At 72.0% G+C, this 24,061-nt stretch carries 24 protein-coding genes and 1 tRNA gene; 14 read left to right on the plus strand and 11 right to left on the minus strand.

The genetic code is table 11. The features are described 5' to 3' along the window. Nucleotides 1–58: 58 nt before the first annotated feature. Nucleotides 59–259 (plus strand): hypothetical protein, encoded by a 201-nt coding sequence (locus tag HG542_RS15440; protein WP_171081741.1) that lies wholly within the window; start codon nucleotides 59–61, stop codon nucleotides 257–259. Nucleotides 260–349: 90 nt separating this feature from the next. Here HG542_RS15440 and mscL read toward each other — a convergent pair whose 3' ends face one another. The 5 genes from mscL to HG542_RS15465 form a co-directional block, all read right to left on the minus strand. Next, nucleotides 350–817 (minus strand): large conductance mechanosensitive channel protein MscL, encoded by a 468-nt coding sequence (gene mscL / locus HG542_RS15445; RefSeq protein ID WP_171081743.1) that lies wholly within the window; start codon nucleotides 815–817, stop codon nucleotides 350–352. 111 nt (nucleotides 818–928) lie between these two features. Beyond that, nucleotides 929–1,777 (minus strand): S-methyl-5'-thioadenosine phosphorylase, encoded by an 849-nt coding sequence (locus HG542_RS15450; RefSeq protein ID WP_171081744.1) that lies wholly within the window; start codon nucleotides 1,775–1,777, stop codon nucleotides 929–931. 85 nt (nucleotides 1,778–1,862) lie between these two features. Further along, on the minus strand, nucleotides 1,863–2,153 hold the full coding sequence (locus tag HG542_RS15455) for an FmdB family zinc ribbon protein (protein WP_171081746.1): 291 nt from the start codon (nucleotides 2,151–2,153) through the stop codon (nucleotides 1,863–1,865). Between the two features lie 66 nt (nucleotides 2,154–2,219). Beyond that, on the minus strand, nucleotides 2,220–3,503 hold the full coding sequence (locus HG542_RS15460) for an MFS transporter (RefSeq protein WP_171081748.1): 1,284 nt from the start codon (nucleotides 3,501–3,503) through the stop codon (nucleotides 2,220–2,222). 240 nt (nucleotides 3,504–3,743) lie between these two features. After that, on the minus strand, nucleotides 3,744–5,258 hold the full coding sequence (locus HG542_RS15465) for a potassium/proton antiporter (RefSeq protein ID WP_171081876.1): 1,515 nt from the start codon (nucleotides 5,256–5,258) through the stop codon (nucleotides 3,744–3,746). 203 nt (nucleotides 5,259–5,461) lie between these two features. Here HG542_RS15465 and HG542_RS15470 point away from each other — a divergent pair, with 203 nt between their 5' ends. Further along, complete coding sequence (locus HG542_RS15470) at nucleotides 5,462–8,221, plus strand: penicillin acylase family protein (protein ID WP_171081751.1); 2,760 nt, start codon at nucleotides 5,462–5,464, stop codon at nucleotides 8,219–8,221. 6 nt (nucleotides 8,222–8,227) lie between these two features. Here HG542_RS15470 and HG542_RS15475 read toward each other — a convergent pair whose 3' ends face one another. After that, nucleotides 8,228–8,815, minus strand: coding sequence for a 5-formyltetrahydrofolate cyclo-ligase (locus HG542_RS15475; protein ID WP_171081754.1), 588 nt, complete (start codon nucleotides 8,813–8,815; stop codon nucleotides 8,228–8,230). Nucleotides 8,816–8,894: 79 nt separating this feature from the next. Between HG542_RS15475 and galU the strand changes: the two genes are divergently transcribed. The 8 genes from galU (at nucleotide 8,895) to HG542_RS15515 (ending at nucleotide 15,753) form a co-directional block, all read left to right on the plus strand. Next, the gene (galU, locus tag HG542_RS15480) at nucleotides 8,895–9,797 is read left to right on the plus strand and encodes a UTP--glucose-1-phosphate uridylyltransferase GalU (RefSeq protein WP_171081755.1); all 903 of its coding nucleotides are present in this window, start codon (nucleotides 8,895–8,897) and stop codon (nucleotides 9,795–9,797) included. 4 nt (nucleotides 9,798–9,801) lie between these two features. Next, the gene (gene glp, locus HG542_RS15485) at nucleotides 9,802–11,085 is read left to right on the plus strand and encodes a molybdotransferase-like divisome protein Glp (protein ID WP_171081758.1); all 1,284 of its coding nucleotides are present in this window, start codon (nucleotides 9,802–9,804) and stop codon (nucleotides 11,083–11,085) included. Nucleotides 11,086–11,139: 54 nt separating this feature from the next. Next, entirely contained in the window at nucleotides 11,140–11,631 is a 492-nt protein-coding gene (moaC, locus tag HG542_RS15490; protein WP_171081760.1) for a cyclic pyranopterin monophosphate synthase MoaC, read from the plus strand. Continuing rightward, entirely contained in the window at nucleotides 11,619–12,137 is a 519-nt protein-coding gene (locus HG542_RS15495; protein WP_171081880.1) for a MogA/MoaB family molybdenum cofactor biosynthesis protein, read from the plus strand. The genes moaC and HG542_RS15495 overlap by 13 nt, the downstream gene beginning before the upstream one ends. Before the next feature lie 5 nt (nucleotides 12,138–12,142). Further along, on the plus strand, nucleotides 12,143–12,748 hold the full coding sequence (locus HG542_RS15500; protein WP_171081878.1) for a GNAT family N-acetyltransferase: 606 nt from the start codon (nucleotides 12,143–12,145) through the stop codon (nucleotides 12,746–12,748). A 161-nt stretch (nucleotides 12,749–12,909) separates the two neighbouring features. Beyond that, nucleotides 12,910–13,926 (plus strand): divisome protein SepX/GlpR, encoded by a 1,017-nt coding sequence (sepX, locus tag HG542_RS15505; RefSeq protein WP_171081761.1) that lies wholly within the window; start codon nucleotides 12,910–12,912, stop codon nucleotides 13,924–13,926. Nucleotides 13,927–14,013: 87 nt separating this feature from the next. Next, nucleotides 14,014–14,087, plus strand: a tRNA-Ala gene (locus tag HG542_RS15510). A gap of 226 nt (nucleotides 14,088–14,313) precedes the next feature. After that, nucleotides 14,314–15,753 carry a hypothetical protein gene (locus HG542_RS15515; RefSeq protein ID WP_171081764.1) on the plus strand — a complete coding sequence of 480 codons (1,440 nt, stop codon included), beginning with the start codon at nucleotides 14,314–14,316 and terminating at the stop codon, nucleotides 15,751–15,753. Nucleotides 15,754–15,844: 91 nt separating this feature from the next. On the opposite strand, the gene HG542_RS15520 is transcribed toward HG542_RS15515, so the two are convergent. Beyond that, complete coding sequence (locus tag HG542_RS15520) at nucleotides 15,845–18,055, minus strand: alpha-N-acetylglucosaminidase (RefSeq protein WP_171081767.1); 2,211 nt, start codon at nucleotides 18,053–18,055, stop codon at nucleotides 15,845–15,847. A gap of 218 nt (nucleotides 18,056–18,273) precedes the next feature. On the opposite strand from HG542_RS15520, the gene HG542_RS15525 reads away from it, so the two are divergent. From HG542_RS15525 to HG542_RS15535, 3 genes are read left to right on the plus strand one after another with little or no spacing between them, the layout of a single operon-like run. Further along, nucleotides 18,274–18,732 carry a hypothetical protein gene (locus HG542_RS15525; protein WP_171081769.1) on the plus strand — a complete coding sequence of 153 codons (459 nt, stop codon included), beginning with the start codon at nucleotides 18,274–18,276 and terminating at the stop codon, nucleotides 18,730–18,732. Between the two features lie 19 nt (nucleotides 18,733–18,751). Next, complete coding sequence (locus HG542_RS15530; RefSeq protein WP_171081771.1) at nucleotides 18,752–19,966, plus strand: ATP-binding protein; 1,215 nt, start codon at nucleotides 18,752–18,754, stop codon at nucleotides 19,964–19,966. 49 nt (nucleotides 19,967–20,015) lie between these two features. Further along, the gene (locus HG542_RS15535) at nucleotides 20,016–20,552 is read left to right on the plus strand and encodes a DUF1269 domain-containing protein (RefSeq protein ID WP_171081773.1); all 537 of its coding nucleotides are present in this window, start codon (nucleotides 20,016–20,018) and stop codon (nucleotides 20,550–20,552) included. Here the strand turns inward: HG542_RS15535 and HG542_RS15540 are convergent. After that, on the minus strand, nucleotides 20,494–21,030 hold the full coding sequence (locus HG542_RS15540) for a GNAT family N-acetyltransferase (protein WP_171081775.1): 537 nt from the start codon (nucleotides 21,028–21,030) through the stop codon (nucleotides 20,494–20,496). The genes HG542_RS15535 and HG542_RS15540 overlap by 59 nt on opposite strands. Nucleotides 21,031–21,064: 34 nt before the next feature. On the opposite strand from HG542_RS15540, the gene HG542_RS15545 reads away from it, so the two are divergent. After that, nucleotides 21,065–21,856, plus strand: a complete 792-nt coding sequence (locus HG542_RS15545; RefSeq protein WP_171081777.1) for an exodeoxyribonuclease III — start codon at nucleotides 21,065–21,067, stop codon at nucleotides 21,854–21,856. A 31-nt stretch (nucleotides 21,857–21,887) separates the two neighbouring features. Here the strand turns inward: HG542_RS15545 and HG542_RS15550 are convergent, their stop codons facing one another. From HG542_RS15550 to HG542_RS35070, 3 genes are all read right to left on the minus strand, one after another. Further along, nucleotides 21,888–22,616 (minus strand): hypothetical protein, encoded by a 729-nt coding sequence (locus HG542_RS15550; protein WP_171081779.1) that lies wholly within the window; start codon nucleotides 22,614–22,616, stop codon nucleotides 21,888–21,890. Nucleotides 22,617–22,722: 106 nt separating this feature from the next. After that, nucleotides 22,723–23,631 (minus strand): DUF4436 family protein, encoded by a 909-nt coding sequence (locus HG542_RS15555; protein WP_171081781.1) that lies wholly within the window; start codon nucleotides 23,629–23,631, stop codon nucleotides 22,723–22,725. Between the two features lie 72 nt (nucleotides 23,632–23,703). Beyond that, nucleotides 23,704–24,024, minus strand: a complete 321-nt coding sequence (locus HG542_RS35070) for a hypothetical protein (protein WP_373313071.1) — start codon at nucleotides 24,022–24,024, stop codon at nucleotides 23,704–23,706. Between the last annotated feature and the right edge of the window lie 37 nt (nucleotides 24,025–24,061).

Here is a 24,061-nt window from a genome sequence, read left to right on the forward strand (position 1 = left end):
ATTCTCACCGCAGCCGCCCCGGCCCGCGCGCGGAGCGGGTGGCCCTACCCTGGAGGACATGAGCACTGCCCCCGAGCCCCTCCCCCATAGCCTGAACGGCATGGGAGGTACCCCCACCCCCGCTGCCGCGCTGATCTTCGACGACCCGCTGTCGCGTCCGTCGGCCGACGACACGGACCGCGGCTGGGGCGACGAGCGCCCTTCGGCTGCCGCCGACCTGGCCCGCTTCCTGAACGAAAAGCCGCCGCACCACATCTAGGCGTAGGCCGCGCCCCGTCAGGGGCGCGGGGCTGTTTTCGATGTGTGCGGCTCCGCCGCGTGGGCGCGATCAGCCCAAGCCGGTCCGCACCTAACGCTGAGCCGGAACCGCCCCCGGATCCTCGCCCCGCCGCGCAGCGACCAGCGCATCGCGGATCTCGGTGAGCAGCTCGACCTCGGTCGCAGGCTTCTCCGCCTCCGCCGGAGGCTTACGCTCCTGCCACCGCTTCATCGGCAACAGCATCAGGAAGTACACCACCGCAGCGGTGATCAGAAACGTCAGCGAGGCGCTGAGCACCGAGCCCCACTGGATGACGACGCCCTTGGTCACCTCGCCCGCCGCATTGCGCGCGCAGGGCCCCTTGATGCAGGACGCGTAGCGCTCCAGATCCTTGGTCCCGAAGGCCCCGACGACCGGGTTGATCACGCCCTTGACCACGGAGTTCACGATGTTCGTGAACGCTGCGCCGATGACCACGGCGACTGCCAGGTCGATGACGTTCCCGCGCATCAGGAACGCCTTGAAGCCGCCGAGGACTCCTGTCTTCTTCTCGCTCACCGGAGAGCCTCTCTGTACGCACCACACCGGAATGTGAGGTTCCGATCCGGTTGCACAACATACGAGAGACTCTGGCCGGTCTGTCCAATCGGCAAACGGGAGCCGGGGGGCCTACGGGAGCGCGATGCCGGGGTCCTGCCCGTCGTACGCGTGCCGGCACAGGCAGTCGGCGTCGGCGGGCTCGGGGAGGGCCTTGACCGTGTCGAAGAGCACCTCGCGCAGCCGTCCGACGTTCTCCGCGAACACCCGCAGCACCTCGTCGTGCGAGACGCCCTCGCCGGTCTCCGCGCCCGCGTCCAGGTCCGTGACCAGGGAGATCGAGGTGTAGCACAGGCCCAGCTCACGGGCCAGGACGGCCTCGGGGTGCCCGGTCATGCCGACCACGGACCAGCCCTGCGCCGCGTGCCAGCGGGACTCGGCCCGGGTCGAGAAGCGCGGCCCCTCGATCACGACCATCGTGCCGCCGTCCACCGGCTCCCAGCCGCGCCCGCGCGCCGCCGCCACGACCGCCGTGCGGCCGGCGGGGCAGTAGGGGTCGGCGAAGGTGGCGTGCACGACGTCGGGGACGGTGCCGTCCGGGAGCGGCTCGCCGTCGAAGAACGTCTGCGGGCGGGACTTCGTCCGGTCCACGAGCTGGTCCGGCACCAGCAGCGTGCCGGGCCCGTACGCGGGCTGCAGCCCGCCCACGGCGCAGGGCCCCAGCACCTGCCGCACGCCGACGGAGCGCAGGGCCCAGAGGTTGGCGCGGTAGTTGATCCGGTGCGGGGGGACGGTGTGGGTGCGCCCGTGCCGGGGCAGGAAGGCGATGCGCCGTCCTGCCAGCTCGCCGAGGAAGAGGGAGTCGCTGGGGGCGCCGTAGGGGGTCTTGACCTGGATCTCGGTGACGTCGTCCAGGAAGGAGTAGAACCCCGAGCCGCCGATGACGCCTATGTCCGCTTGCGCGGTGCCGATGTCGACCATGACCGTCACCCTATTGCGGGGCGCGGCACAACGAAACGGAGCCCGTCACCCCCGAAGGGGCAACGGGCTCCGTCCCGCAGAAAGATCAGGCGGCCGAGGAGGACGCGGTGCTGCTGCTCGACGTGGTCGCCGGCGTGCTCGACGACGTGCTCGACGCAGTCGAGGTGGTCGACGACGCCGGCGTGCTGCTGGACGACGCGCCGCGGCTGTCGTTCCGGTAGAAGCCGGAGCCCTTGAAGACGATGCCGACCGCCGAGAAGACCTTCTTCAGGCGCCCCTCGCACTGCGGGCACACGGTCAGGGCATCGTCGGTGAACTTCTGCACCGCTTCGAGGCCCTCGCCGCACTCGGTGCACTGGTACTGGTAAGTCGGCACTTGCTCCTCCTGGCACTCTCACTCGATGAGTGCTAACGACGATCCATAGTGCAGTATTCCTGCCCGTCAGTCCACCGATACCGGCTCGCGGTGACCGACTCCACTCGCCGCCACCCGCGAAGCGGACCCCGGCTGCACCGCCAGTGCCTTGCGCAGCGTCAGCAGGACGGCCAGCGCCAGGGCCGTGCCGACGAGCGGCACCAGGAAGCCCGCGTGCGGGCTGTACGCGTCGATCAGCCTGCCGCCGACGGCCGCACCGGCCGCCTGCCCGAGACCGACCGCGCCGGTCAGCCAGGTGAAGGCCTCGGTGCGCATGCCGGCCGGTACCAGCTTCTCGACCAGCGTGAAGCCGGTGATCAGGGACGGTGCGATGCACAGGCCCACGAGCAGGCCCAGGCCGCCCAGCAGCGGCAGCGAGTGCGCCGCCCACAGCGGGCTGGTGGCCAGCACCAGCAGCGGGTAGGCGATCAGCAGCCGACGCTGCGGGCTGCTGCGCCAGGCGATGGCTCCGCAGATGATGCCGGCGGTCATGTTGCCGGCCGCGAAGATGCCGTAGAGCAGGCCGTTCAGGCCCGGCTCGCCGATGTCCTTGGTGAAGGCGGCCAGTGAGACCTGCATGCCGCCGAAGACCGAGCCGATGCCCAGGAAGAGGACGACCAGGACGCGGACACCCGCGACGGACAGCGCGGAACGGCTCTTCTCGTGGGTCCCGTCCGCCGCGCGAGAGCGTTCCGGCTGCGTCCGCCGCTGGGCGGCGAACAGCAGGCCGCCGAAGAGGGTCAGTGCCGCCTCGGCGACCAGGCCGGCCGCCGGGTGGATGCCCGTGCACAGCGCGGTGGCCAGCACCGGGCCGATCACGAACGTGAACTCGTCGGTGACGGACTCGAAGGCCGCCGATGTGGCCATCAGCGGCGAGCCGTCCAGCTTGGCCGCCCAGCGGGCCCGCACCATCGGGCCGACCTGCGGGGTGGACGCACCGGCGGGCACGGCCGCGGCGAACAGCGCCCACAGCGGGGCGTCCGCCAGGGCGAGGGAGATCAGCAGCGAGATCGCGGCGGCGTGCACGATCACGCCGGGGACCAGCACCGCGCCCTGCCCGAAGCGGTCCGCGAGCTTGCCGCTCTGCGGGGCGAACAGGGCCATCGAGACCCCCGCGGTCGCCGAGACGGCGCCCGCGGTGGTGTACGAGCCGGTGGTGTCCTGGACCAGCAGCAGAATGCCGATGGTCAGCATTGCGAACGGCTGCCGGGCGAAGAAGCCGGGCAGGAGGAAGGTCCAGGCGCCGCGCGTGCGCAGCAGCCTGCCGTATCCGGGTCGTGCCCCGGCGGTCACGTCGACCGTGTCAGCCACGGTCCGGGCCTTTCCGCCGCCTGGTAGCACGCACCGGACGGGCGACCGCACGGTGCGCGCCGAGAGCTGTCCTCTCGCGCAGGACCGTGGTAGATACCGCTCCGGCCGCCTTGGTTGCGCAGCCGCGGCCGCCGTGCGGTCGCGCCAGCTCTGCATCAGGCAGAGTTGGTTCGATTGGGGAAGTTGTTGATTACTTCCTCTTTATCATACGGGGTCGCTTTCCTGTGCCTATGACCCCGGTCACATCCTGCGGCCGCCGCCGGGTCCCGGCGTGTGCTGCGTGCCCAGCCAGCCGGCGAGCTTGCCGCCCTCGGCGACCGCCCGCAGCCGGTTCTCGGCGGCGTCGCGCACCGGGTCCGTCGCCACCACCAGCAGCTCGTCCCCGTGCCGCAGGACGGTCGAGGGGGCCGGGACGAAACTGGCCCCGTCCCGCACGACGAGGGTGACCGCGGCCCCGGCGGGCAGCCGGAGTTCCGAGACCTCCACGCCGTGCATGCGCGAGCCGTCGGGGATCGCGAACGACAGCAGATGGCCGCGCAGCCGCTCCAGGGGTGCGGACTCGATGCCCAGGTCCTCGGCCTCGGTGTCACCCAGTTCGAGCCGGCGGGCCAGCCAGGGCAGTGTCGGGCCCTGGACCAGGGTGTAGACGATCACCAGCACGAAGACGATGTTGAAGACCCGTCGGCTGTCGGCCACTTCGGCCACCATCGGGATGGTGGCCAGCACAATCGGCACCGCCCCGCGCAGCCCCGCCCAGGACAGCAGGGCCTTCTCCTGCCAGGGGGTGCGGAAGGGCGCCGTGCTGAGGAAGACGGACAGCGGACGGGCCACCATGGTCAGCACCAGCCCGACGACGAGCGCGGGCAGGATGTCCGCGCCCAGCTCATGCGGCGTGACGAGCAGGCCGAGCAGGACGAACATGCCGATCTGGGCGATCCAGCCGAGCCCCTCGGCGAAGCCCCGGGTGGCCGGCTGGTGCGGCAGCTTGGCGTTGCCGAGGATCAGCGCGGCGAGGTAGACCGCGAGGAAGCCGGACCCGTGGGCCAGGGCGCCGCCCGCGTAGGCGGCGGTGGCGATGGCCATGACGGCGATCGGGTACAGGCCGGAGGCGGGCAGCGCGACCCGGCGCAGCGTGTACGCGCCGATCAGGCCGACCGCGATGCCGACGCCCGCGCCGATGGCCAGCTCCAGGGCGATCTTTCCGACCAGGAGGTACCAGTGGTCGACAGGCCCGGCGGCCGAGAAGGCGACGACGAGGATGACGACGGGGGCGTCGTTGAAACCGGATTCCGCCTCCAGCACACCCGTGAGCCGGGCGGGGAGCGGGACGTTGCGCAGGACGGAGAAGACCGCGGCGGCGTCCGTCGACGAGACGACCGCGCCGATGATGAGCGACTGGCGCCAGTCCATGCCGGCGAGGTAGTGCGCGGCCGCGGCGGTGACGCCGACGCTCACGGCGACGCCGACGGTGGAGAGCACGGCGGCGGCGGGCAAGGACGGTTTTATCTCGTGCCACTTGGTGCCGAGACCGCCCTCGGCGAGGATCACGACCAGGGCCGCGTAGCCGATGACCTGGGTCAGGCCGACGTCGTTGAAGTGGACACCGATGCCGTCCTGGCCGATGGCCACGCCGATGCCCAGATAGATGAGCAGGCTCGGAAGCCCGCTCCGCGAGGAGACCCGCACCGCGGCCACTGCGACGAGCAGCACGAGCGAGCAGATGAGCAGGAGTTCGTTGAGGTGTTCGACAGTCAGGGGCCGGTCCCTTCACGAGCAAGCGGGAAGCTTCATTTCCTAATCTAATATTTTACGGGTTCTTAACGCGTTTCGTTGACGGTCGCTTCCCGGGCGCCCGGCGCAGGTGGTGACTCCGCGTCGGGTGGCCCGGCGCCCTGCGCCTATGGTTGCTTCCAGCACTCCCGGACCACCCTGCCCCGCGAAGGACAGCAAGGACAGCGATGCCCGCCAACAAGACCGGCCCTTCCGGCAAGAAGAAGAAAGGCCGACGCGCCCGCCTGCTCGTGATCACCCTCGTGCTGCTGCTCGTGGCGGGCGTCGCCTACGGCTCGTACTGGAGCATCGGCACGGTGCGCGCCTCGTTCCCGAAGACCAACGGCACGCTCCAGCTCAAGGGGCTGTCGGGCCAGGTCAAGGTGGTGCGCGACGGCAACGGCATTCCGCAGATCTATGCGGACAACGCCGAGGACCTGTTCCGCGCCCAGGGCTTCGTCCAGGCGCAGGACCGGTTCTGGGAGATGGACGTCCGCCGTCATCTGACGGCCGGCCGGCTCTCCGAGATGTTCGGCGACTCCACCGTCGAGTCCGACGCCTTCCTGCGCACCATGGGCTGGCGGAAGGTGGCGCAGGAGGAGTACGACACCAAGCTGTCGCCGGCCACCAAGAAGTACCTCCAGGCCTACTCCGACGGCGTCAACGCCTATCTGAAGGACCACAAGGGCAAGGACCTCTCGGTCGAGTACGCGGCCCTGGAGTTCCAGAACGACTACAAGCCCGAGCAGTGGACCCCGGTCGACTCGGTCGCCTGGCTCAAGGCCATGGCCTGGGACCTGCGCGGCAACATGCGTGACGAGATCGACCGCTCGCTCGCCGCGGCCCGCCTGAGCCCGAAGCAGATCGAGGAGCTGTACCCGCCGTACCCGTACGACCGGAACCAGTCGATCGTCGACGGCGGCGCGGTCGACCCCGCCACCAAGGCCTTCGACCCCAAGGCCACCCCGGCCGCGGGCGCGCAGAACGGCGCCGCGAACCCGGCCACCGGCGGCTCCGCCGCCAACGGCCTGCGCACCAGCCTGTCCGCGCTGTCGAGCTCGCTGGACAAGGTGCCGGCACTGCTTGGCCCGAGCGGCAACGGCATCGGCTCCAACTCCTGGGTCGTCTCCGGCAAGTACACGACCACCGGCAAGCCGCTTCTGGCCAACGACCCGCACCTGGCACCCCAGATGCCCTCGCTCTGGTACCAGATGGGCCTGCACTGCACCAGGACGAGTGCCGAGTGCCCCTTCGACGTGGCGGGTTACACCTTCTCCGGCATGCCGGGCGTCGTCATCGGCCACAACCAGGACATCGCCTGGGGCATGACCAACATGGGCGCCGACGTCTCCGACCTCTACCTGGAGAAGGTCACCTCCGACACCTACCTCTACGACGGCAAGCAGGTCCCGTTCACCACCCGCAAGGAGACCATCAAGGTCGCGGGCGGCAAGGACCGTGAGATCACCGTCCGCTCCACCAACAGCGGGCCGATCGTCTCCGACCGCAACGACGAGCTCGCCACGGTCGGCCAGGACGCGCCCGTACAGGACCCCGCCCCCGACCGCGCCGAGGGCTACGCCATAGCGCTGCGCTGGACGGCGCTGGACCCGGGCAAGACCATGGACGCGGTCTTCGGGATCAACCAGGCCAAGGACTTCACCGAGTTCCGCAAGGCCGCCGCCGACTTCGAGGTGCCGTCGCAGAACCTGATCTACGCGGACACCAAGGACAACATCGGCTACCAGGCCCCCGGCCGCATCCCCGTCCGCGGCAAGGGCGACGGCCGCTACCCGGCCCCCGGCTGGGACTCCGCCTACCAGTGGAAGAACTGGATCCCGCAGTCCGAGCTGCCCTGGGACTACAACCCCAAGCGCGGTTACATCGTCACCGCCAACCAGGCGGTCGCCGGCAAGGACTACCCGGAGAAGCTGACCTCGGACTGGAGCTACGGCACCCGCAGCCAGCGGATAAACGACCTGATCCAGTCCAAGATCAAGGACGGCGGGAAGATCTCGACGGACGACATGCAGAAGATGCAGCTGGACAACACCAGCGAGATCGCCAAGCTGCTGACGCCGTACCTGCTCAAGATCAACGTCAAGGGCGCCAACGAGCGCGAGACCAAGTACGTCCGCGAGGCGCAGGCCCTGCTCAAGGACTGGGACTACTCCCAGGAGGCCGACTCCCCGGCGGCCGCGTACTTCAACGCGGTCTGGCGCAACGTCCTCAAGCTCGCCTTCGGCAACAAGCTGCCCAAGGAACTGCGGGTCAAGGGCCAGTGCCTGCGGGTGCGCCCGGCCAACGACGCAGGTCCCCAGGAGGACCTCAACGGCAACACCCGGCTGGTCTGGGAGTGCGGCGAGCGGGACCCCGACGCGGCGCAGCCGGACGGCGGCGACCGCTGGTCCGAGGTCGTGCGCGGCATCCTCGACAAGCCGGAGGACGACTGGTGGAAGACCAACGGCACCCGCACCAACCCCGGCGCCCGCAACCGTGACGACCTGCTCGCCACGGCCATGAAGGACGCCCGCTGGGAGCTGACCTCCAAGCTCGGCAAGGACGTCAACTCCTGGAGCTGGGGTCGTCTCCACCAGCTGAACCTGAAGAACCAGACCCTCGGCAAGAACGGCCCCGGCATCGTCCAGTGGATGCTCAACCGCGGCCCGTGGAACCTGGCGGGCGGCGAGGCCGCGGTCAACGCCGCGGGCTGGAACGCGGCGGGCGGCTACGACGTGATCTGGGTGCCGTCGATGCGGATGGTCGTCAATCTCGACGACCTCGACAAGTCACGGTGGATCAACCTGACCGGTGCGTCCGGGCACGCGTACAACGCGCACTACTACGACCAGACGGACAAGTGGGCCAAGGGGGAGCTTCTTCCCTGGGCGTTCAGTCCGGATGCGGTGAAGAAGGCCGGCGATGACGAGCTGACCTTGAAGCCGTAGGTTCTCTCACGGGGCGAAACGGCGCACCCCCGACGGGGTGACCACCGCATCCACGGGGTGGTCGTGCGGTTCCTTCGGGAGCCGGGCGACCACCTCGTTGTCGTAGAGGAGCACGATCCGCGCCGGGGCCGCCCCCGCGCGGTCCAGGCGGGACAGGACGCGGTCGTACGAGCCCCCGCCGCGGCCCAGCCGCGTCCCGTGGCCGTCCACCGCCAGGCCCGGCAGCAGCACCGCGTCCGCCCGGACGACCGCCTCCGGGCCGAGCCGCTCCCCGTCCGGCTCCAGCAGGCCCCGGCGGGCGGGGGCGAGGTGGGCGGCGCCGCGGTAGAGGGCCCAGTCGAGATCGTTGTCGGACAGCAGCACCGGCAGCAGGACCCGGATCCCGCGGGCGCGCAGCGCGTCGAGCAGCGCGCGGGTGCCCGGCTCGGTGCCCACCGAGACATAGGCCGCCACGGTGCGCGCCTGCGCGAGCTCGGGCAGCTCCAGCGCCCGCTGTCCGAGAACGGCCTGCGCCCCCTCGATGTCCTGGGATGTCAGCGCCGCGCGGGCGGCCAGCAGGGACCGGCGCAGCCCGGCCTTGTCGGACAGGATCATTGTTCGTACAAACTCCCTGGCTAGGGTCATACTCGATTGCGTCGTATCCTCGCCCAAGCCCACCGGATAGTGTCGGCCCATGACTCTCTCGCGCCCTCGGATCAGCAAGGCTGTCATCCCTGCCGCCGGGCTCGGAACCCGTTTCCTTCCGGCCACCAAGGCCACGCCGAAGGAGATGCTGCCGGTCGTCGACAAGCCGGCCATCCAGTACGTGGTGGAGGAGGCGGTGGCCGCGGGACTGTCGGACGTCCTGATGATCACGGGTCGCAACAAGCGTCCCCTGGAGGACCACTTCGACCGCAATTACGAGCTCGAAGAGGCCCTGCGGCGCAAGGGCGACGAGTCCCGCCTGGCCCGCGTCCAGGAGTCCAGCGACCTGGCCACCATGCACTACGTGCGCCAGGGCGATCCCCGGGGCCTGGGCCACGCCGTCCTGTGCGCCGCCCCGCACGTGGGCGACGAGCCCTTCGCCGTGCTGCTCGGCGACGACCTGATCGACTCCCGCGATCCGCTTCTCTCGCGCATGGTCGACATCCAGAACCAGCACGGCGGCAGCGTGATCGCGCTCATGGAGGTCGACCCCGAGCAGATCCACCTCTACGGCTGCGCGGCCGTCAAGCCCACCGACACCGAGGACGTCGTCGAGGTCACCGGCCTCGTCGAGAAGCCGGACGCCGCCGAGGCGCCCAGCAACTACGCGGTCATCGGCCGCTATGTGCTCGACCCGGCCGTCTTCGACGTGCTGCGCGAGACCCCTCCCGGCCGCGGCGGCGAGATCCAGCTCACCGACGCCCTGCAGGCCCTCGCCGCCGCACCCGGTCTCGGCGGGCCGGTGCACGGCGTGGTGTTCACCGGGCGCCGCTACGACACCGGGGACCGCGGTGACTATCTGCGTGCCATTGTCAGACTGGCATGCGAACGTGAAGACCTGGGACCGGACTTCAGGGCCTGGCTTCGCCGGTACGTCACCGAGGAGATGTAGCACTGTGAAACCGGGCAGAGCGGACCGTGTGTGGTCCGTGGACGAGCACCTCGCCGACATCCTGGGAAAAATCCGCCCGTTGGAGCCCATTGCACTCCAACTCCTGGACGCCCAGGGCTGCGTGCTGACCGAGGACGTCACCGCACCCGCCGCACTGCCCCCCTTCGACAACAGCTCCATGGACGGCTACGCGGTCCGCATCGCCGATGTCGAGGGGGCGAGCGAGGAGTTCCCGGCGGTGCTCGCCGTCGTCGGTGATGTCGCGGCGGGCAGCGGCGAGTTGCCCGCCGTCGGCCCCGGCGAGGCCGCCCGCATCATGACCGGGGCACCGCTGCCGCCCGGCGCCGAGGCCGTCGTCCCCGTCGAGTGGACCGACGGCGGGCTGGGCGGCGGCCCGGCCACCACGATGGCCGGCAGCGGCACGGCCGAGGTCCGGGTGCACCGCTCCGTCGACGCCCGGGCGCACGTCCGCGCCCGCGGCAGCGACGTCACGGCCGGGGAGCTCGTCCTCCCCGCGGGCACGCTGCTCGGCCCGGCCCAGATCGGCCTGCTGGCGGCGATCGGCCGCGGCACCGTCTCCGTGCGCCCGCGCCCCCGTGTGGTCGTCGTCTCGACCGGCAGCGAGCTCGTCCCGCCCGGCGAGAGCCTCGCGCACGGGCAGATCCACGACTCCAACAGCTTCATGCTCACCGCCTGCGCCCGCGCCGCCGGAGCCCTCGCCTACCGCGTCGGCGCCGTCGACGACGACCCCGCGACGCTGCGCGCCGCCCTGGAGGACCAGCTCGTCCGCGCCGACGCCGTGGTCACCAGCGGCGGTGTCAGCGTCGGCGCGTACGACGTGGTCAAGGAGGCGCTCTCCGGGCTGCCGGCCGAAGAGGGCAGGGTCGACTTCCGCCGGCTGGCCATGCAGCCCGGCAAGCCGCAGGGCTTCGGCCGGATCGGCCCCGACCGCACGCCGCTGTTCGCCCTGCCCGGCAACCCCGTCAGCTCCTACGTGTCCTTCGAGCTCTTCGTACGCCCCGCCCTGCGCGCCCTGATGGGCCTGGAGCCGGCGGACCGCACGACCGTGCGCGCGGTGTGCCCCGAGGGCGTCGCCTCCTCGCCGAAGGGCCGCCGGCAGTACCTGCGCGGCCGCCACGATCCGGCCACCGGCGAGGTCACCCTGGTCGGCGGGAGCGGATCGCACCTGGTCAAGGCCCTTGCCGGGGCCGATGCGCTGATCGTCGTCCCCGAGGACGCGACCTCCGTCGCCCCCGGCGCCGAACTGGACGCGATCCTTCTCGACTGATGCCGCGGCGCTGCCGGTACGGTGGCTCCCCACAGGACCCGGACCGGGAGAACGATGAGCAGCGCCCAGGACCATCGGCAAGAGCAGCTGACCCACCTCGACGCCGCCGGCGCGGCCCGCATGGTCGACGTCTCCGCCAAGGACGTCACCGCGCGCACCGCCCGCGCGAGCGGCCGGGTGCTGGTCTCCCCGCGCGTCGTGGAACTCCTGCGCGGCGAGGGCGTCCCCAAGGGCGACGCCCTCGCCACGGCCCGGATCGCCGGGATCATGGGCGCCAAGCGCACCCCCGACCTCGTCCCGCTGTGCCACCCGCTCGCCGTCTCCGGCGTCGAGGTCGACCTGGCGGTCGCGGACGACGCGGTCGAGATCACCGCGACCGTGAGGACGACGGACCGCACGGGCGTGGAGATGGAGGCCCTGACGGCGGTGTCGGTGGCGGCGCTGACGGTGGTGGACATGGTCAAGGCGGTCGACAAGGCGGCCGTGATCACGGACATCCGGGTGGAGGAGAAGACGGGCGGCAAGTCGGGGGACTGGCTCCGGTGAACCGGCCTTATCGCGCCCTCGTCGTCACGGCCTCCAACCGCGCCGCCGCAGGCGTGTACGAGGACAAGGGCGGCCCCCTGATCGCGGCCTCGCTGCAATCCCTCGGCTTCACCGTCGACGGCCCCCTCGTCGTCCCCGACGGGGACCCCGTCGAGACCGCCCTCCGCGACGCGGTCGCGGCCGGCTACGACGCGGTCGTCACCACGGGCGGCACCGGCATCTCGCCCACCGACCGCACCCCCGAGGCCACCCGCCGCGTGCTCGACCACGAGATCCCCGGCATCCCCGAGGCCATCCGCGCGCAGGGCCTCGCCAAGGTGCCCACGGCCGCCCTCTCCCGCGGGCTCGCGGGCGTCGCCGGCGGGCGCACGCTGATCGTGAACCTGCCCGGCTCGACGGGCGGTGTACGGGACGGCCTCGCCGTGCTGGAGCGGCTGCTGGTGCACGCCGTGGACCAGATCGGGGGCGGCGACCACCCCAGACCGGCCGAGGGCTCCGCCGGGTGAGCGCCATGTGGCCGGTCGAGCTGGCGGACGGCGACGTCGTCCTGCGCCCCATACGGCAGCGCGACCAGCGCGCCTGGCGCGAGGTCAACCAGCGCAACCGGGACTGGCTGCGCCCCTGGGAGGCGACCATCCCGCCGCCTCCGCCCGGCGGCCCGGCCGGCCGCCGACCCACCTTCCGGCAGATGGTCCGGCACCTGCGTGCCGAGGCGAACGCCGGGCGGATGCTGCCGTTCGTGATCGAGTACCGCGGCCGCCTGGTCGGCCAGCTGACGGTCGCCGGGATCACCTGGGGCTCGATGTGCTCGGCCCACGTCGGCTACTGGGTGGACGAGGCCGTGGCGGGCCGCGGCGTGATGCCGACCGCCGTCGCGCTGGTCGCCGACCACTGCTTCCGCACGCTCGGCCTGCACCGGCTGGAGGTGTGCATCCGTCCCGAGAACCTGCCCAGCCGCCGCGTCGTCGAGAAGCTCGGCTTCCGCGAGGAGGGCCTGCGCCCCCGCTACCTGCACATCGACGGCGCGTGGCGCGACCACCTGGTCTATGCGCTGACCGCCGACGAGGCGGCGGACGGACTGCTGGGCCGCTGGCACCGCACCCGCTCACAGAAATAAAATAAACGTTCGAAATTGACTGTCAATTGACGGTATTCGTTGGCTTCCGTCGCCTTCCGTTGCCAACAATCACAAAAAAAGTTCGAGATATCAGCCGGATCGTGCGACACACCGCGCCAATTGGCGGAATCCGCTGTCCGGACCCCTCTACCGTGTGAAGGGTGAGCAGCAGCGGCCTGATCTACGCAGTCATCGTCGGGGCCTGGGCCGCCTACTTGGTGCCGATGTGGCTCCGTAGGCAGGACGAGCTCAATGAAGCCCGTCCGACGGAACGCTTCAGCACAGCCATCCGGCTTCTGTCCGGACGGGCGGGCATGGAGCGCCGTTACGCCAAGGACCTCGAAGGGCGCACCCCCGCTCCGGCGGCGGTCCCGGCGGACCCCGCGGAGCCGGAGGAGCGCGTCCCCGAGCCGGACGCCGTGACCGAGACGGTCGCCGTCCGGCCCTCCGGCGTGCCCGCGCCCGGCCCGTCGGCGCTGACGCCCGCCGAGCGGGCCCGCCGCTCCAAGGTGCTGGCCCGCCGCCGGCGCACGACCGTGCTGCTCTTCCTCGCCTTCACCGTCGGCGCGATCGTCGCGGGCGTGGGCGGCCTCGAGTTCCTGTGGGCCCCGGCCGTGCCGGCGGCCCTGCTGAGCGCGTACATCTTCTACCTGCGGGCACAGGAGCGACGCCGCTTCGCCTTCACCATGGACCGCCGCCGGGCCGAACTGGCCGCCCAGCGGCTGCGCGAGGGCCGCACGCGCCCTCAGCAGGCGGCGCCGGACAGCGCATCCGACGCCGCTGACACCGTGGTCCGACCGGCCCCGGCCGCGCAGCCCGCGGTGTCCTCGCGCAGCGCGGACCGGCGGGCGCTCGTCGAGCAGACCGACCACGCCGAGTGGGTGGACCAGCAGCGCGAGCGGGACACCGGGGACGGCTGGGAGCCGGTGCCGGTGCCGCTGCCGACGTATGTCTCGGCACCGGTCGCCCCCCGCGCGGGCGGCCCCGTCGACCTGGGTGCCCCGGACACCTGGAGCTCGGCCCGCTCCAGCACCGCCGAGCCGGCCCCCGACCGCAAGCCCGCCGCCGAGGAGCGGCGCGGCTCGCGCCCGCTCCGCCGCCGCCCCCGCGAGCGCGGCCGCACACCGCTGTTCGACCAGTACGCCGACGAGGACCGGCCGCGCGCGGCCAACGAGTGACCGGCGTTCCGGTGCCCGCTTGCTGACCAGCGGGGGAGCGGATTTCCGGGCAGCCCGGTGGGGGTGCTAGAGTTTCACTCGTTGCAAGGGCCTGTGGCGCAGTCCGGTAGCGCACCTCGTTCGCATCGAGGGGGTCAGGGGTTCAAATCCCCTCAGGTCCACCGCACATGGGAAGGTCCCGTCCGAGAGTTCTCGGGCGGGGCCTTTTCGTTGTTCCCGCCTCTTTCCGCCGGTGTGATCCAGATCATCTCCATGCGGCGGCCGAATCGGTTCTGCGGATGTGTGGGCCGTGGCACGATCTTGCCAATCGTTACCCGTGGGTAACGGCTCGGCCGGAGTGAGGACTTCCTCCGGTCGCCCCCACATCACGCCCCTGAGGGACCAACTTTGCGCAACACCACCAGGTATGCCGTTTTACCGGCACTGACTGCCGCCTCCCTGCTCGTCGTCACCGGGTGTTCGGGGTCGTCCGGCACCTCCGCGGCCGGGAAGACCGACCGTACGGAGCCGGTGGCCGCTGCCGGGGCCGCCGCTGACGCGCACCCGCAGCTCGCGGTGGCCGCGGCGCCTGCCGGTGGCGGGGCGCCCAGCGCCGTGGCGACGCCGCAGGCGGGCGGGAAGCCCGCGGCCAAGTCGTCGCTGAAGGTCGCCGAGTTCGACAAGGGCAGCGGACGCGCCGTCATCTCCGGCAAGGAGAAGGACAACGGCAAGGACAAGGGCCACGGCGCAACGCCCAAGCCCGCGGCCCCCGTTGCCGTCGGCGACGTCATCGCCAGCGCCCCGGCCCCCGGCGCGCCCCAGGGCGTGCTGGCGAAGGTGACCGAGGTCGTGGGCACGACGCAGAAGGGCACCGAGGTCAAGACCGCCCCGGCCACGCTGGGTGCCCTGCTGGGCGGCTCCACGGCCAAGGGGCAGGTGCCCGTCGACCCGTCCTCGGTGAAGGTCGAGCCGCTCGCACCGAAGGTCAAGGTCTCCTGGGCAAAGACCGGCGGCGTGCACTTCGGGCCCGAGGGCGCGCAGTTGCCGCTCGGCAGCCTGCGGGTCGACGTCAGCGCGGCGCTGCCCACGCTGACGGGCAAGGCCGGCCCCGCCCAGGGGTCCGTCGACGCCTCCGCCGACGGCTTCGTCCAGCTCGCCCCCGAGGTCGACTTCGCCTACGACGGCAAGGGCACCGCCACCGGCACGCCGGGGACCGCCTCCCTGAGCCTGTCCGGCGACTGGAGCTCCCAGTGGGAGCTCAAGGGCCAGGCGGCCGCCACCACGGCGGACGGCAAGCCGCTGCGGGTGCCGTTCGCCAAGCTGCACGCCGACCCCGTCATCACCGTCGGGGCGGTGCCGGTCGTGGTCAACCTCGACCTCACCTGCTACCTCCAGGTCGACGCCGACGGAAAGGTGAGCGTCGACGTCAAGCAGGACGTCAAGGGCGACTTCAAGGTCGGCGGCTCGTACAGCAGGGCCAAGGGCTGGACGCCCGTCGCCAAGGCGAACATGAGCGGTACGCCGGTGACGGCGACCGCGACCGCCGCCGGCAAGGTGAAGGCCGCGCTCGGCGCGGAGGCCAGTGTCGGCCTCTACGGCAGTGTCGGCGTCACCGGCAATGTCGCGCCGTACCTGCGCGCCGAGGTGGAGGGCACGGCCACCGGGGCCTCCAACGGCACCGGGTCGCTCGTCGGCAAGTGGGCCGCGTACGGCGGTGTCGATCTGGGTGGAGCGCTGCGGGCGCACCTGGACATCTTCGGTACGCCGGTGTTCGAGCGGAGCATTCCGCTCGGTCCGCTCAACCGGGAGTGGAAGCTCGCCTCCGGCGAGGGTGCCGTGCGCCGCTGAGGCGGCTGTTGGGGTGCGGGGTATGCGCGGGTCCGTTGTGGCTTGTCGCGCAGTTCCCCGCGCCCCTTACGGGGCGGGGCATGCGGGGTGCCTACAGCCTCGACGCCACCGTTCTTGCGATTCTTACGATGTCGCCCCGCGGGCTCGACGGGAACGTCGGGCGTTCGCGTGTCCAGCGTTCCTCCAGGGCGAACCAGTCGATCGGTTTCGGGCTGCGGCCCGCCGCCAGGGCGTCGGACAGTTCCGTGAAGTACGTCGTCCAGCGCAGCCGGTAGAGGCCGCCGATCAGGCCGGACCACTCGCGGTTGGCGTAGTCGTGCAGTTTTCCGCCGTCCGCCGCGGCGCGCGGGCCCCATATCGTCAGCAGGGAGACCGCGTCGTACTCCAGGGCGTCGCGCTCCGCGGGAGTGGCTCCCCAGGCGCGGGCATCGGCGGTCCAGCGGCCCAGCAGGTGGTGGGTGTCGGTGGCCGTCACCTGTTCCAGCAGGGTCATCCAGTCCAGCCACTGGCGCGTGAGGTCGCCGAAGCGGGCGCGGTCGCCGGCGTCGTGCGCCGCCTTGATGCGGGGCAGCAGCAGGCGGCTGCGGTTGGCGATGCACTGGCGGGCGACGTCCATCAGGTCGTAGCGGTAGGCGGAACTGCCGCGGAGGCCGGGCGCGATGGCCAGCAGGGCCGGCAGGGCCTTCTCGAACTCGGTGGCGTCGTAGCGCAGTCGGCGCGGCGACCAGGTGCCCGCGTGGGTGACGGCCAGGTCCGGGCGGGCGCCGAAGAGGCCGTCGGCGGCTTCGCTCCAGCTGTCGGTGCGGGTGGTGCCGTAGGCCGTGCGGCGCAGGACGTCCCAGGCGCGGGCGGCGTGCGGGTCGGCGGCGCCGTAGCGGGCGACGGACCACTGCCCGAACCAGGCGGCGAGGTCCGTGGGGCCGTCCGTCCAGGCCAGGTCCGAGAAGAGGGCGAGGGCGGCGGGGTTGTTGCCCGTGGCCTCGGGCATCAGGGCGATGCCGCGCAGGGCGCTGCCCGGCTTCCTCCGCCAACGGTCGTACAGCGCCGCCCAGTCGGGGGTGTTGGCGCCCATCGCGGTGTGGCCGCCGAAGTTCCAGATGGAGCCGAAGGCGTAGGGCGTGCCGCCCCAGTCGGCCTCGCGGTCGGTGACCTTGGGGAAGCGGTCGGACAGACCGTCCAGGACGAGCATCTTCGAGCGGTCGACGGCGTCGAGGATCTCGCGCCGAGGGTTCTCCTGCCAGCCGAGGATGGCCCAGACCGCACCCGGGCGGGCGGACTGCAGCGCCTCCTCCACGGCGCGCGCGGCCTCCGCGACGGGGACGTCGCCGGGGGTGCCGCCCTCGTGCAGCAGGTCCATCTTGTACATCGACGTGGCCCCGTGCAGCTCCTCCTGCACCCGGTAGAAGGTGCGGGCGACCCGGGCGAAGTGCGGGGTGCGCGGGTCGAGCCAGTCGGGGCGCCGGAAGCCGCCCCAGTCGCCCTGCGGGACGATCCGGGCGCCCGGGTTCCGCCGGTCGAACTCCGGGGGCACGGTGCCGAACCAGCCGGGCAGCACGGGCGTCATGCCCAGTTCGCGCAGCCGGTGCACGATGCGCCGCGACAACTCCGTGCGGCGGGCGAGGAGTTCGCGGGAGACGGGGCCGCCGTACGAGGCCATGTTCTGCAGCAGCCACCAGGGCTGGTGCGCGGGCCCCGGGATCCAGCCGCGCAACTCGGCGTCGTCGTAGCCGTGTTCGAGGAAGGTGCGGTGGTAGACGGCGTCCGCGCCCGCGTAGACCAGCACCTCGTTGAAACCGTGCAGGGCGAGGATGTCGATCTCGCGCTCCCAGGCGGCCCAGTCGCGGTACGGGCCGGTGTAGCCGTCGCCGGTGTCGTTGAGCACGAACCGGTGGACGGCGTTCGCCGTGCCGGTGAGCGGGGCGGCGGGGGCCGGGAGGCGGTCGGGCAGGGCGGTCTGCTCGCCGTTCCAGGAGAAGTGGGCGTGCGCCGTGTGTCTCAGGTAGCGGTGGAATCCGGTGAGTTGGACGGCCGGGGTGGTGCCCTCCACCGTGATCCGGCCGGTCCGGCCGGACACCCGGTAGACGTCCGCCCCGCCCTTCCGGGCCATGGTGCGGAAGACGACCTGCTGATGGTGCCGGGGGAGCAGCCGTCCCAGCGCGGCCGCGGCGGCACTCCCCCAGCTACCGCTGGGGGTGCCCCCGGTCCCGGCGGCGTTCGCGGAGGCCGGGGAGGCGCCGGCGACCGCCCCGAGGGCGGCCGACCCGGCCACGGCGCCGAGCAGCGTGCGGCGGGCGATGTGCATGAGTGACCTCCGTGTGGCGCGACGGCCTCTGGACCGGACCACGTGAGCGCGGTGATCCTATGAGCCGACGCCGGGAAGGGGTCAAGGGCGCGGGCGTCGAACCAGCCACGCCGGTTACATTTGGCACGAATGGCCCCATCGAACGCCCGTCTCCGTCCCGTTGTCCGTCCCGTCGACCGTCCTGTTGTCCGTCCCGTCCGTCCGGCATGAGGAAGCCCGTGCGACCACTGATCGCGACCGCCGTCGCCGTGCCGCTCACGGCGGTGCTGCTCGGCGTGACGCTGTGCGGCTGTGCCGACCCCGGCGGGCTGAAGGTCACCGGCCCCGCGTCGAGCCCGGCCGTCTCCGTGGCGGGCCCGGTCTGGATCAGCGAGAGGGCGGGTCAACCCCCGGTGCGCCGTCCGGCGTCCTTCGAGATCAGCGACTCGGTCCGGCTGAGCGGGCTGCGCTGGAAGTCCTGGGGCGGCCCGACCGCCGAGGCGACCGGCGAGGTGTCGGGCGGCTGGTGCGCGCCGGCCTGCCGCGACAGGCCCTACCCGGTCGGCGTCACCCTGGGCGGCCTGGTCCGGCAGGGCGGCACCGGCTACTACAGCCGGGCCGTGGTCGAAGCCGCCGGGCTGCCGCCCGCGCAGCAGAAGGAGCTGCGCGACCTGCGGCTCCATGTGCCCAAGGGATAGAAGGGACAGGGGTCGTCCGATGGGACTGCGCATCAAGACCGCCGTGGCGATCACGGCGGTCTCGGCCCTGGTCGCCGTCCTCATCGGGCTCGTCGTCCATCACCGCACCGCCGTCAACCAGTTGGACACCGCCCGCAGCGACATCGACCAGCGGCTGCTGAGCGCCGTCGAGGACCATGCGGCCGGCTTCGACCGGCCGCGGACGATCCTCAACCCCTACCGGATGCCCGGCCCGCTGCGCCGCGCCGTCGAACAGGGCAAGCGCGCCACCTACCTCGACCGCAGCGGCCCCGAGCCCACGCTGTGGGCCGCGACCCGGCTCGGCGACGACATCATCGTCATCAAACACGCCTACACCCGCCAGGACCGCAACCTCGCCTCCCTCGACGAGGACCTCTGGCTGGCCGGCGGCCTCGGCACCGCCCTCGCCGCCGCCTTCGGCGTGGCCCTGGCCACTGTCGTCGGGCGCCGCCTCAACGCCTCGGCGCGGACCGCCGAGCGCATCGCCGACGGCGACCTGACCGCCCGGCTGAAGCCGCGGGGCGGCAAGGACGAGATCGCCCGGCTCATCCACTCCGTCAACACCATGGCCGACGCGCTGGCCGCCCGGCTGCAGGCCGAGCGCGAGGTGACCGCCAATATCGCCCACGAGCTGCGGACCCCGGTGGCCGGGCTGGTCGCGGCGGCCGGGCTGCTGCCGCCGGGCCGGCCCGCGGAGCTGGTCCGGGAACGGGCGCAGCGGGTGCGGTCGCTGATGGAGGACGTCCTGGAGGTGGCCCGGCTGGACGGCGACGCCGAGCAGGCCGAGACGGACGTGCGGGCGCTGGGCGAGCTGACCCGGCGGGCGGTGCGGGCTGCGGCTGCGCCGGGTCAGGAGGAGGTCACGGTCACGGTGGTGCGCGAGTGCCTGGTGGAGACGGATGCGCGGCGGGTGGAGCGGATACTGGCCAACCTCGTCACCAATGCCTTCCGGCACGGTGCCGCGCCGGTCGTCGCGGAGGTGGACGGTGGCGTCATAAGGGTCCGGGACGGGGGGCCCGGCTTCCCGGAACACCTGCTCACGCGCGGTCCTCAGCGCTTCCGCACCGGTTCGCGGTCCGGGCTCGGCCTGGGCCTGACCATTGCCGCGGGGCAGGCGCGGGTGCTGGGCGCCCGGCTGACGTTCACCAATCCCTCGGGCGGGGGCGCGGAGGCGGTACTGGACCTGCGGGACGCGGTGCGGGGCACCCCGTAAGGGGCGCGCTGGCGTGCGCCGCCGGGGACCCGCCCCGAGAGTGGGAGCCATGAACGACAACGTCCTCTTCATGACCGTGCCCTCCCCAGAGCGCGGGCACCGCGCTCTGGAGGCCCTGCGCCAGGCGCACGCCGACGGCGACCTCACCCTGCGCGAGGGCGCCGTCATCGCCCGGGACGCGGAGGGGGCCCTGGACTTCCCCGACGCCGTCGACAACACCGGCAGCGCCCACGCCTTCGCCATGGGCGGCCTGCTCGGCGGCCTGCTGGGCATCCTCGGCGGACCGCTCGGCGTCATGATCGGCTTCGGGGCGGGCGGGCTGGTCGGCGGGCTGCACGACGCCCGGGAGGCCACGGCCTCGAACGCGGCCCTGGAGATGCTGGCCGCGGAGGTGCCGCCGGGCGCCACGGTGCTGATGGCCGAGATCCAGGAGGACGGCCCGGAACCGGTGGACCGGCTGCTGGAACCGTTCGGCGAGGTGCGGCGCTACCCGGCGGAGCAGGTCCGGGCGGAGGTCGAGGCGGCGATCAAGGCGAGCCCTGCGAGCGGGACGAGCCGGACGAGCGGGGCGAAGCCGGCTCCGTGAGCGGCTTGGTGAAGCAGCGGCTGCTGTCGTACGCGCGGTAGTGGCCGAATTTGAGTTGCTCGGGGACCGGTGCGTAGCCGGACGAGGCGTACAGCTCGATCGCCTCCGGCTGCATGATCCCGGTCTCCAGCACCATCCGTATCCGGCCCGCCGCCCGGGCGTCGTCCTCCAGCGCGGCCAGGATCCGGCGGGCCAGCCCGCGCCCGCGCGCGTGCGGGACGACGTACATCCGCTTGATCTCGGCGTCGCCGTCCGCGTACCCCTCGCCGTTGCGGTCCTGCGCGCGCCAGCCGCCGGTGGCGACGGGCGTCCCGTCGTCCTCGTACGCGATGAGATACAGCCCACAGGGCGGGGCGAACTGGGCCGGGTCCATGACCGTGAAGTCGGGATCGCCGTACCGCTCCACGTACTCGAGTTGGACCTGTTCCTGGAGTTTCACGGCGTCGGGATGGTCGTACGCCCTGGGCAGGATCCGCATTCGACGATCGTACGGAAACGGGTACCGTACCGGAATGCTCACCGTGACGACCGTGAACGTGAACGGCCTGCGCGCTGCGGCCAAAAAGGGCTTCGTGGAGTGGCTGGCACAGACCGAGGCGGACGTCGTCTGCCTCCAGGAGGTGCGGGCCGAGCCGCACCAGCTGCCCGACGAGGTGCGCGAGCCGGAGGGCTGGCACGTGGTGCACGCCCCGGCGGCGGCCAAGGGCCGCGCCGGCGTCTCCGTCTACTCCCGGCGCGAGCCGGACGCGGTGCGCATCGGCTTCGGCTCGGCCGAGTTCGACGGCAGCGGCCGCTATGCGGAGATCGACCTGCCGGGTGTGACGGTGGCCAGCCTCTACCTGCCCTCGGGCGAGGTCGGCACGGAGCGCCAGGACGAGAAGGAACGCTTCATGGCGGAGTTCCTGCCGTATCTGACCGGGCTGCGCGCCCGGTCGGCGGCGGACGGGCGCGAGGCGCTGGTGTGCGGCGACTGGAACATCGCGCACACCGAGGCGGACCTCAAGAACTGGAAGGCCAACCGCAAGTGCGCGGGGTTCCTCCCGGAGGAACGGGCCTGGCTGTCCGAGGTGTTCGAGCAGTACACGGACGTGGTGCGGACCCTCCACCCGGGGGTGGAGGGCCCCTACTCCTGGTGGTCCTACCGCGGGCGTGCCTTCGACAACGACTCGGGCTGGCGGATCGACTACCTCGCCGCCACGGCGGGGCTCGCGGCGCGCGCTCTCAAGGCCCGTGTGGAGCGGGCCGCCTCGCATGCGGAGCGGTGGAGCGATCACGCTCCCGTGACTGCTGTCTTCGGGGCCTGAGTCCGGCTGCGGGCCGGCCCCTGCGGGGAGCTCACACCCGCTGCAGGTCCGACTGCAGTGTCGCCAGGTCGATGCCGTTGACCTTGCCGACCTCCTTGTACTCCTGCGAGAGCACCGCCCACGCCTCGTCCGAGTAGGTGGACCACCAGTCCCACGCGATGGGCTGCACGGCGCCCCAGGTGATGCAGTACAGCCAGTCCGCGTCGTAGCCGAGCAGCGGTATCGCGTGGCCGCCCTCGATCGACTGGTTCTGCCAGCCGGGGTCGAGGGTCCACGGCTTGCCCGCGGCGAACTGGGTCTGGGCGTTGGACGGGACCTGGATGCCGGCGTAGACGCCGCCGAAGAGGCTGATGGTCTGCTTGAGCGCGGTCAGGTCGTGGACGTTGACGGGCGCGTAGGCCACCACCTTGTTGCCCCAGAGGCCGCCGTTCTGCCAGGACTTGAGGACGTGGGACTCCACGAGGCCGGTGTCCTTGCCGCCGGACAGCTTCAGGTACTGGTCGATCACCTGCTGCTCGGTGGGCACCGAGTCCTTGGACCCGGTCTGGGCGTTCCACGACTGGATCGTGTGGGCCGCGGCGGCCATGGTGCAGTCGCCGTAGCGGTCGTTGCCGTCCATGGGCCAGTTCGTGACGTTCTTCGCCCAGTCCACCGCAGGCGGCGGATCGGGCAGCGGCGCCGCGGCATAAGCGGTGAACTCCTTGAGCGCCACCGGGAATTGCGGGCGCAGCTTGCCGAATTTTCCTGCAGCACGGGCCATTTCTCTTCACTCCGTTGCATCCGGTGGGGGAGGTGCAGGGTGAGGACCAAGCTCCCAGAGGAGGGGGTCATTTCCCAGAGTAATGCCGTATTCCGGGGGCGCATTTTTACCCGCGGCGGGGCGCGCTGGGTCGTCGATCCTTCAACAGTTTGGCCCGTTCGGCCTCGAATCCGACGACGACCACGTAGACCACGCTGGCCGCGATGATCAGGTTGGCCCAGAAGAACGCGGCGTAGTCGAAGGCCGAACCGATGGGCGGATCGCCGGGTGCGGCCTTGCGCAGTGCGACGAGGGCGAACAGGGTGGCCGCCATCCAGGAGAGGGCTGCCCAGGCCATGCCGCGGCGGTACCAGGCGGCCAGCCGGGCGCCCACCAGCACCGCCAGGGCCATCAGCCACATCACGATCATCATGAACCAGGCGAGGAGGAAATTGCTGCGCGAGCGCCTGATGCTCAGTCGCAGGCCCGTCCCCAACTCCTTGGCGACGAGCCGGTCCTTGTGGGCGACGAAGAACGGGTCCTTGTCGAGCACGCGCACCGAGACCGGGACGTCCTTGCCGTCGGCCGTGGGGTCGAAGGCCACGTAGGTGATGTAGCGGTCGAAGGGGTAATCGGAGATCGTGCCCTTCTGGAGGTGGAAGGCCAGGGTCTCGGTGCGGATCGGCTGGTGTGCCGGGTAGTGCAGCACGGGCCGCTCGCCCGAACTGGTCTCGATCGTCAGATCCTTGGTCGGCATGTCGCGTTCTCCGGGCTGCCGCAGGGATCCCTTGGGGTCGATGTCCACCCAGGCCGTGACGCTCTGCGTCGCGGCGTCGCTGTGCAGGAGGTGGACCTTGACGTCCAGCCGGTCCGGGGTCTGCTCGGAGCCGGTCTGCATCCCCTGCTCGCGGTGGTCGCGCTCGTTGACGTACAGCACGGCTCCGGCCGCACACAGCCCCGCGATCAGCAGCGCCGCCACGGCCGGGAACCACCAGTGCCGGACGGTGCGGCGCAGGCTGCTCGGAGGGCGGGGCATATGCCGAGCGTAGGCGGGCCGGGGGCGCCGGGGCGCCTCCGGCGAGGCCGGACGGGTGGCGGCGGTTCCGTCTCACGTGTGCGCTTCGCGCTGATGACGCCCCATCAGTACGGTGCAGTCGGTCGCCCTGCTCAAGTCGCCTGCGGCAACGGCTTCCGCGTGCTCGGCCTTGAGCGCGGAGCACTCCACGCAGCGCTTCGTCGTCCCGACGGGCCGGACACGGGCGGGCGGACAGTCCCACTCACGGCCGCCGCCCTGGGGGCGGAGCTGGACGTAGGGGCCCTCGGTGCCCATGACGATGCCGAGGCGGCCGGTGCGGGTGTCGAGGGCGGGGGTGCCGGGTGCCAGGCCGGCGGCTTCGGTGGCGGTCTCCGCCTTGGGGGTGTTCTCCATGAACGGCACGTTAGGGATGGCGGGTTGGCGCTGTCCG

This window comes from Streptomyces morookaense, from assembly GCF_013030945.1.
Taxonomy (GTDB): Bacteria; Actinomycetota; Actinomycetes; order Streptomycetales; family Streptomycetaceae; genus Streptomyces; species Streptomyces morookaensis.

What these genes read in the sequence shown, in the direction of transcription:
- HG542_RS15440 (WP_171081741.1), top strand. Translation starts at nt 59, where the DNA reads ATGAGCACTGCCCCCGAGCCCCTCCCCCATAGCCTGAACGGCATGGGA.
- HG542_RS15450 (WP_171081744.1), bottom strand. Translation starts at nt 1,777, where the DNA reads ATGGTCGACATCGGCACCGCGCAAGCGGACATAGGCGTCATCGGCGGC.
- HG542_RS15470 (WP_171081751.1), top strand. Translation starts at nt 5,462, where the DNA reads ATGCCCGCCAACAAGACCGGCCCTTCCGGCAAGAAGAAGAAAGGCCGA.
- HG542_RS15475 (WP_171081754.1), bottom strand. Translation starts at nt 8,815, where the DNA reads ATGATCCTGTCCGACAAGGCCGGGCTGCGCCGGTCCCTGCTGGCCGCC.
- galU (WP_171081755.1), top strand. Translation starts at nt 8,895, where the DNA reads ATGACTCTCTCGCGCCCTCGGATCAGCAAGGCTGTCATCCCTGCCGCC.
- moaC (WP_171081760.1), top strand. Translation starts at nt 11,140, where the DNA reads ATGAGCAGCGCCCAGGACCATCGGCAAGAGCAGCTGACCCACCTCGAC.
- HG542_RS15500 (WP_171081878.1), top strand. Translation starts at nt 12,143, where the DNA reads ATGTGGCCGGTCGAGCTGGCGGACGGCGACGTCGTCCTGCGCCCCATA.
- HG542_RS15520 (WP_171081767.1), bottom strand. Translation starts at nt 18,055, where the DNA reads ATGCACATCGCCCGCCGCACGCTGCTCGGCGCCGTGGCCGGGTCGGCC.
- HG542_RS15530 (WP_171081771.1), top strand. Translation starts at nt 18,752, where the DNA reads ATGGGACTGCGCATCAAGACCGCCGTGGCGATCACGGCGGTCTCGGCC.
- HG542_RS15535 (WP_171081773.1), top strand. Translation starts at nt 20,016, where the DNA reads ATGAACGACAACGTCCTCTTCATGACCGTGCCCTCCCCAGAGCGCGGG.
- HG542_RS15540 (WP_171081775.1), bottom strand. Translation starts at nt 21,030, where the DNA reads ATGCGGATCCTGCCCAGGGCGTACGACCATCCCGACGCCGTGAAACTC.
- HG542_RS15545 (WP_171081777.1), top strand. Translation starts at nt 21,065, where the DNA reads ATGCTCACCGTGACGACCGTGAACGTGAACGGCCTGCGCGCTGCGGCC.
- HG542_RS15550 (WP_171081779.1), bottom strand. Translation starts at nt 22,616, where the DNA reads ATGGCCCGTGCTGCAGGAAAATTCGGCAAGCTGCGCCCGCAATTCCCG.
- HG542_RS15555 (WP_171081781.1), bottom strand. Translation starts at nt 23,631, where the DNA reads ATGCCCCGCCCTCCGAGCAGCCTGCGCCGCACCGTCCGGCACTGGTGG.
- HG542_RS35070 (WP_373313071.1), bottom strand. Translation starts at nt 24,024, where the DNA reads ATGGAGAACACCCCCAAGGCGGAGACCGCCACCGAAGCCGCCGGCCTG.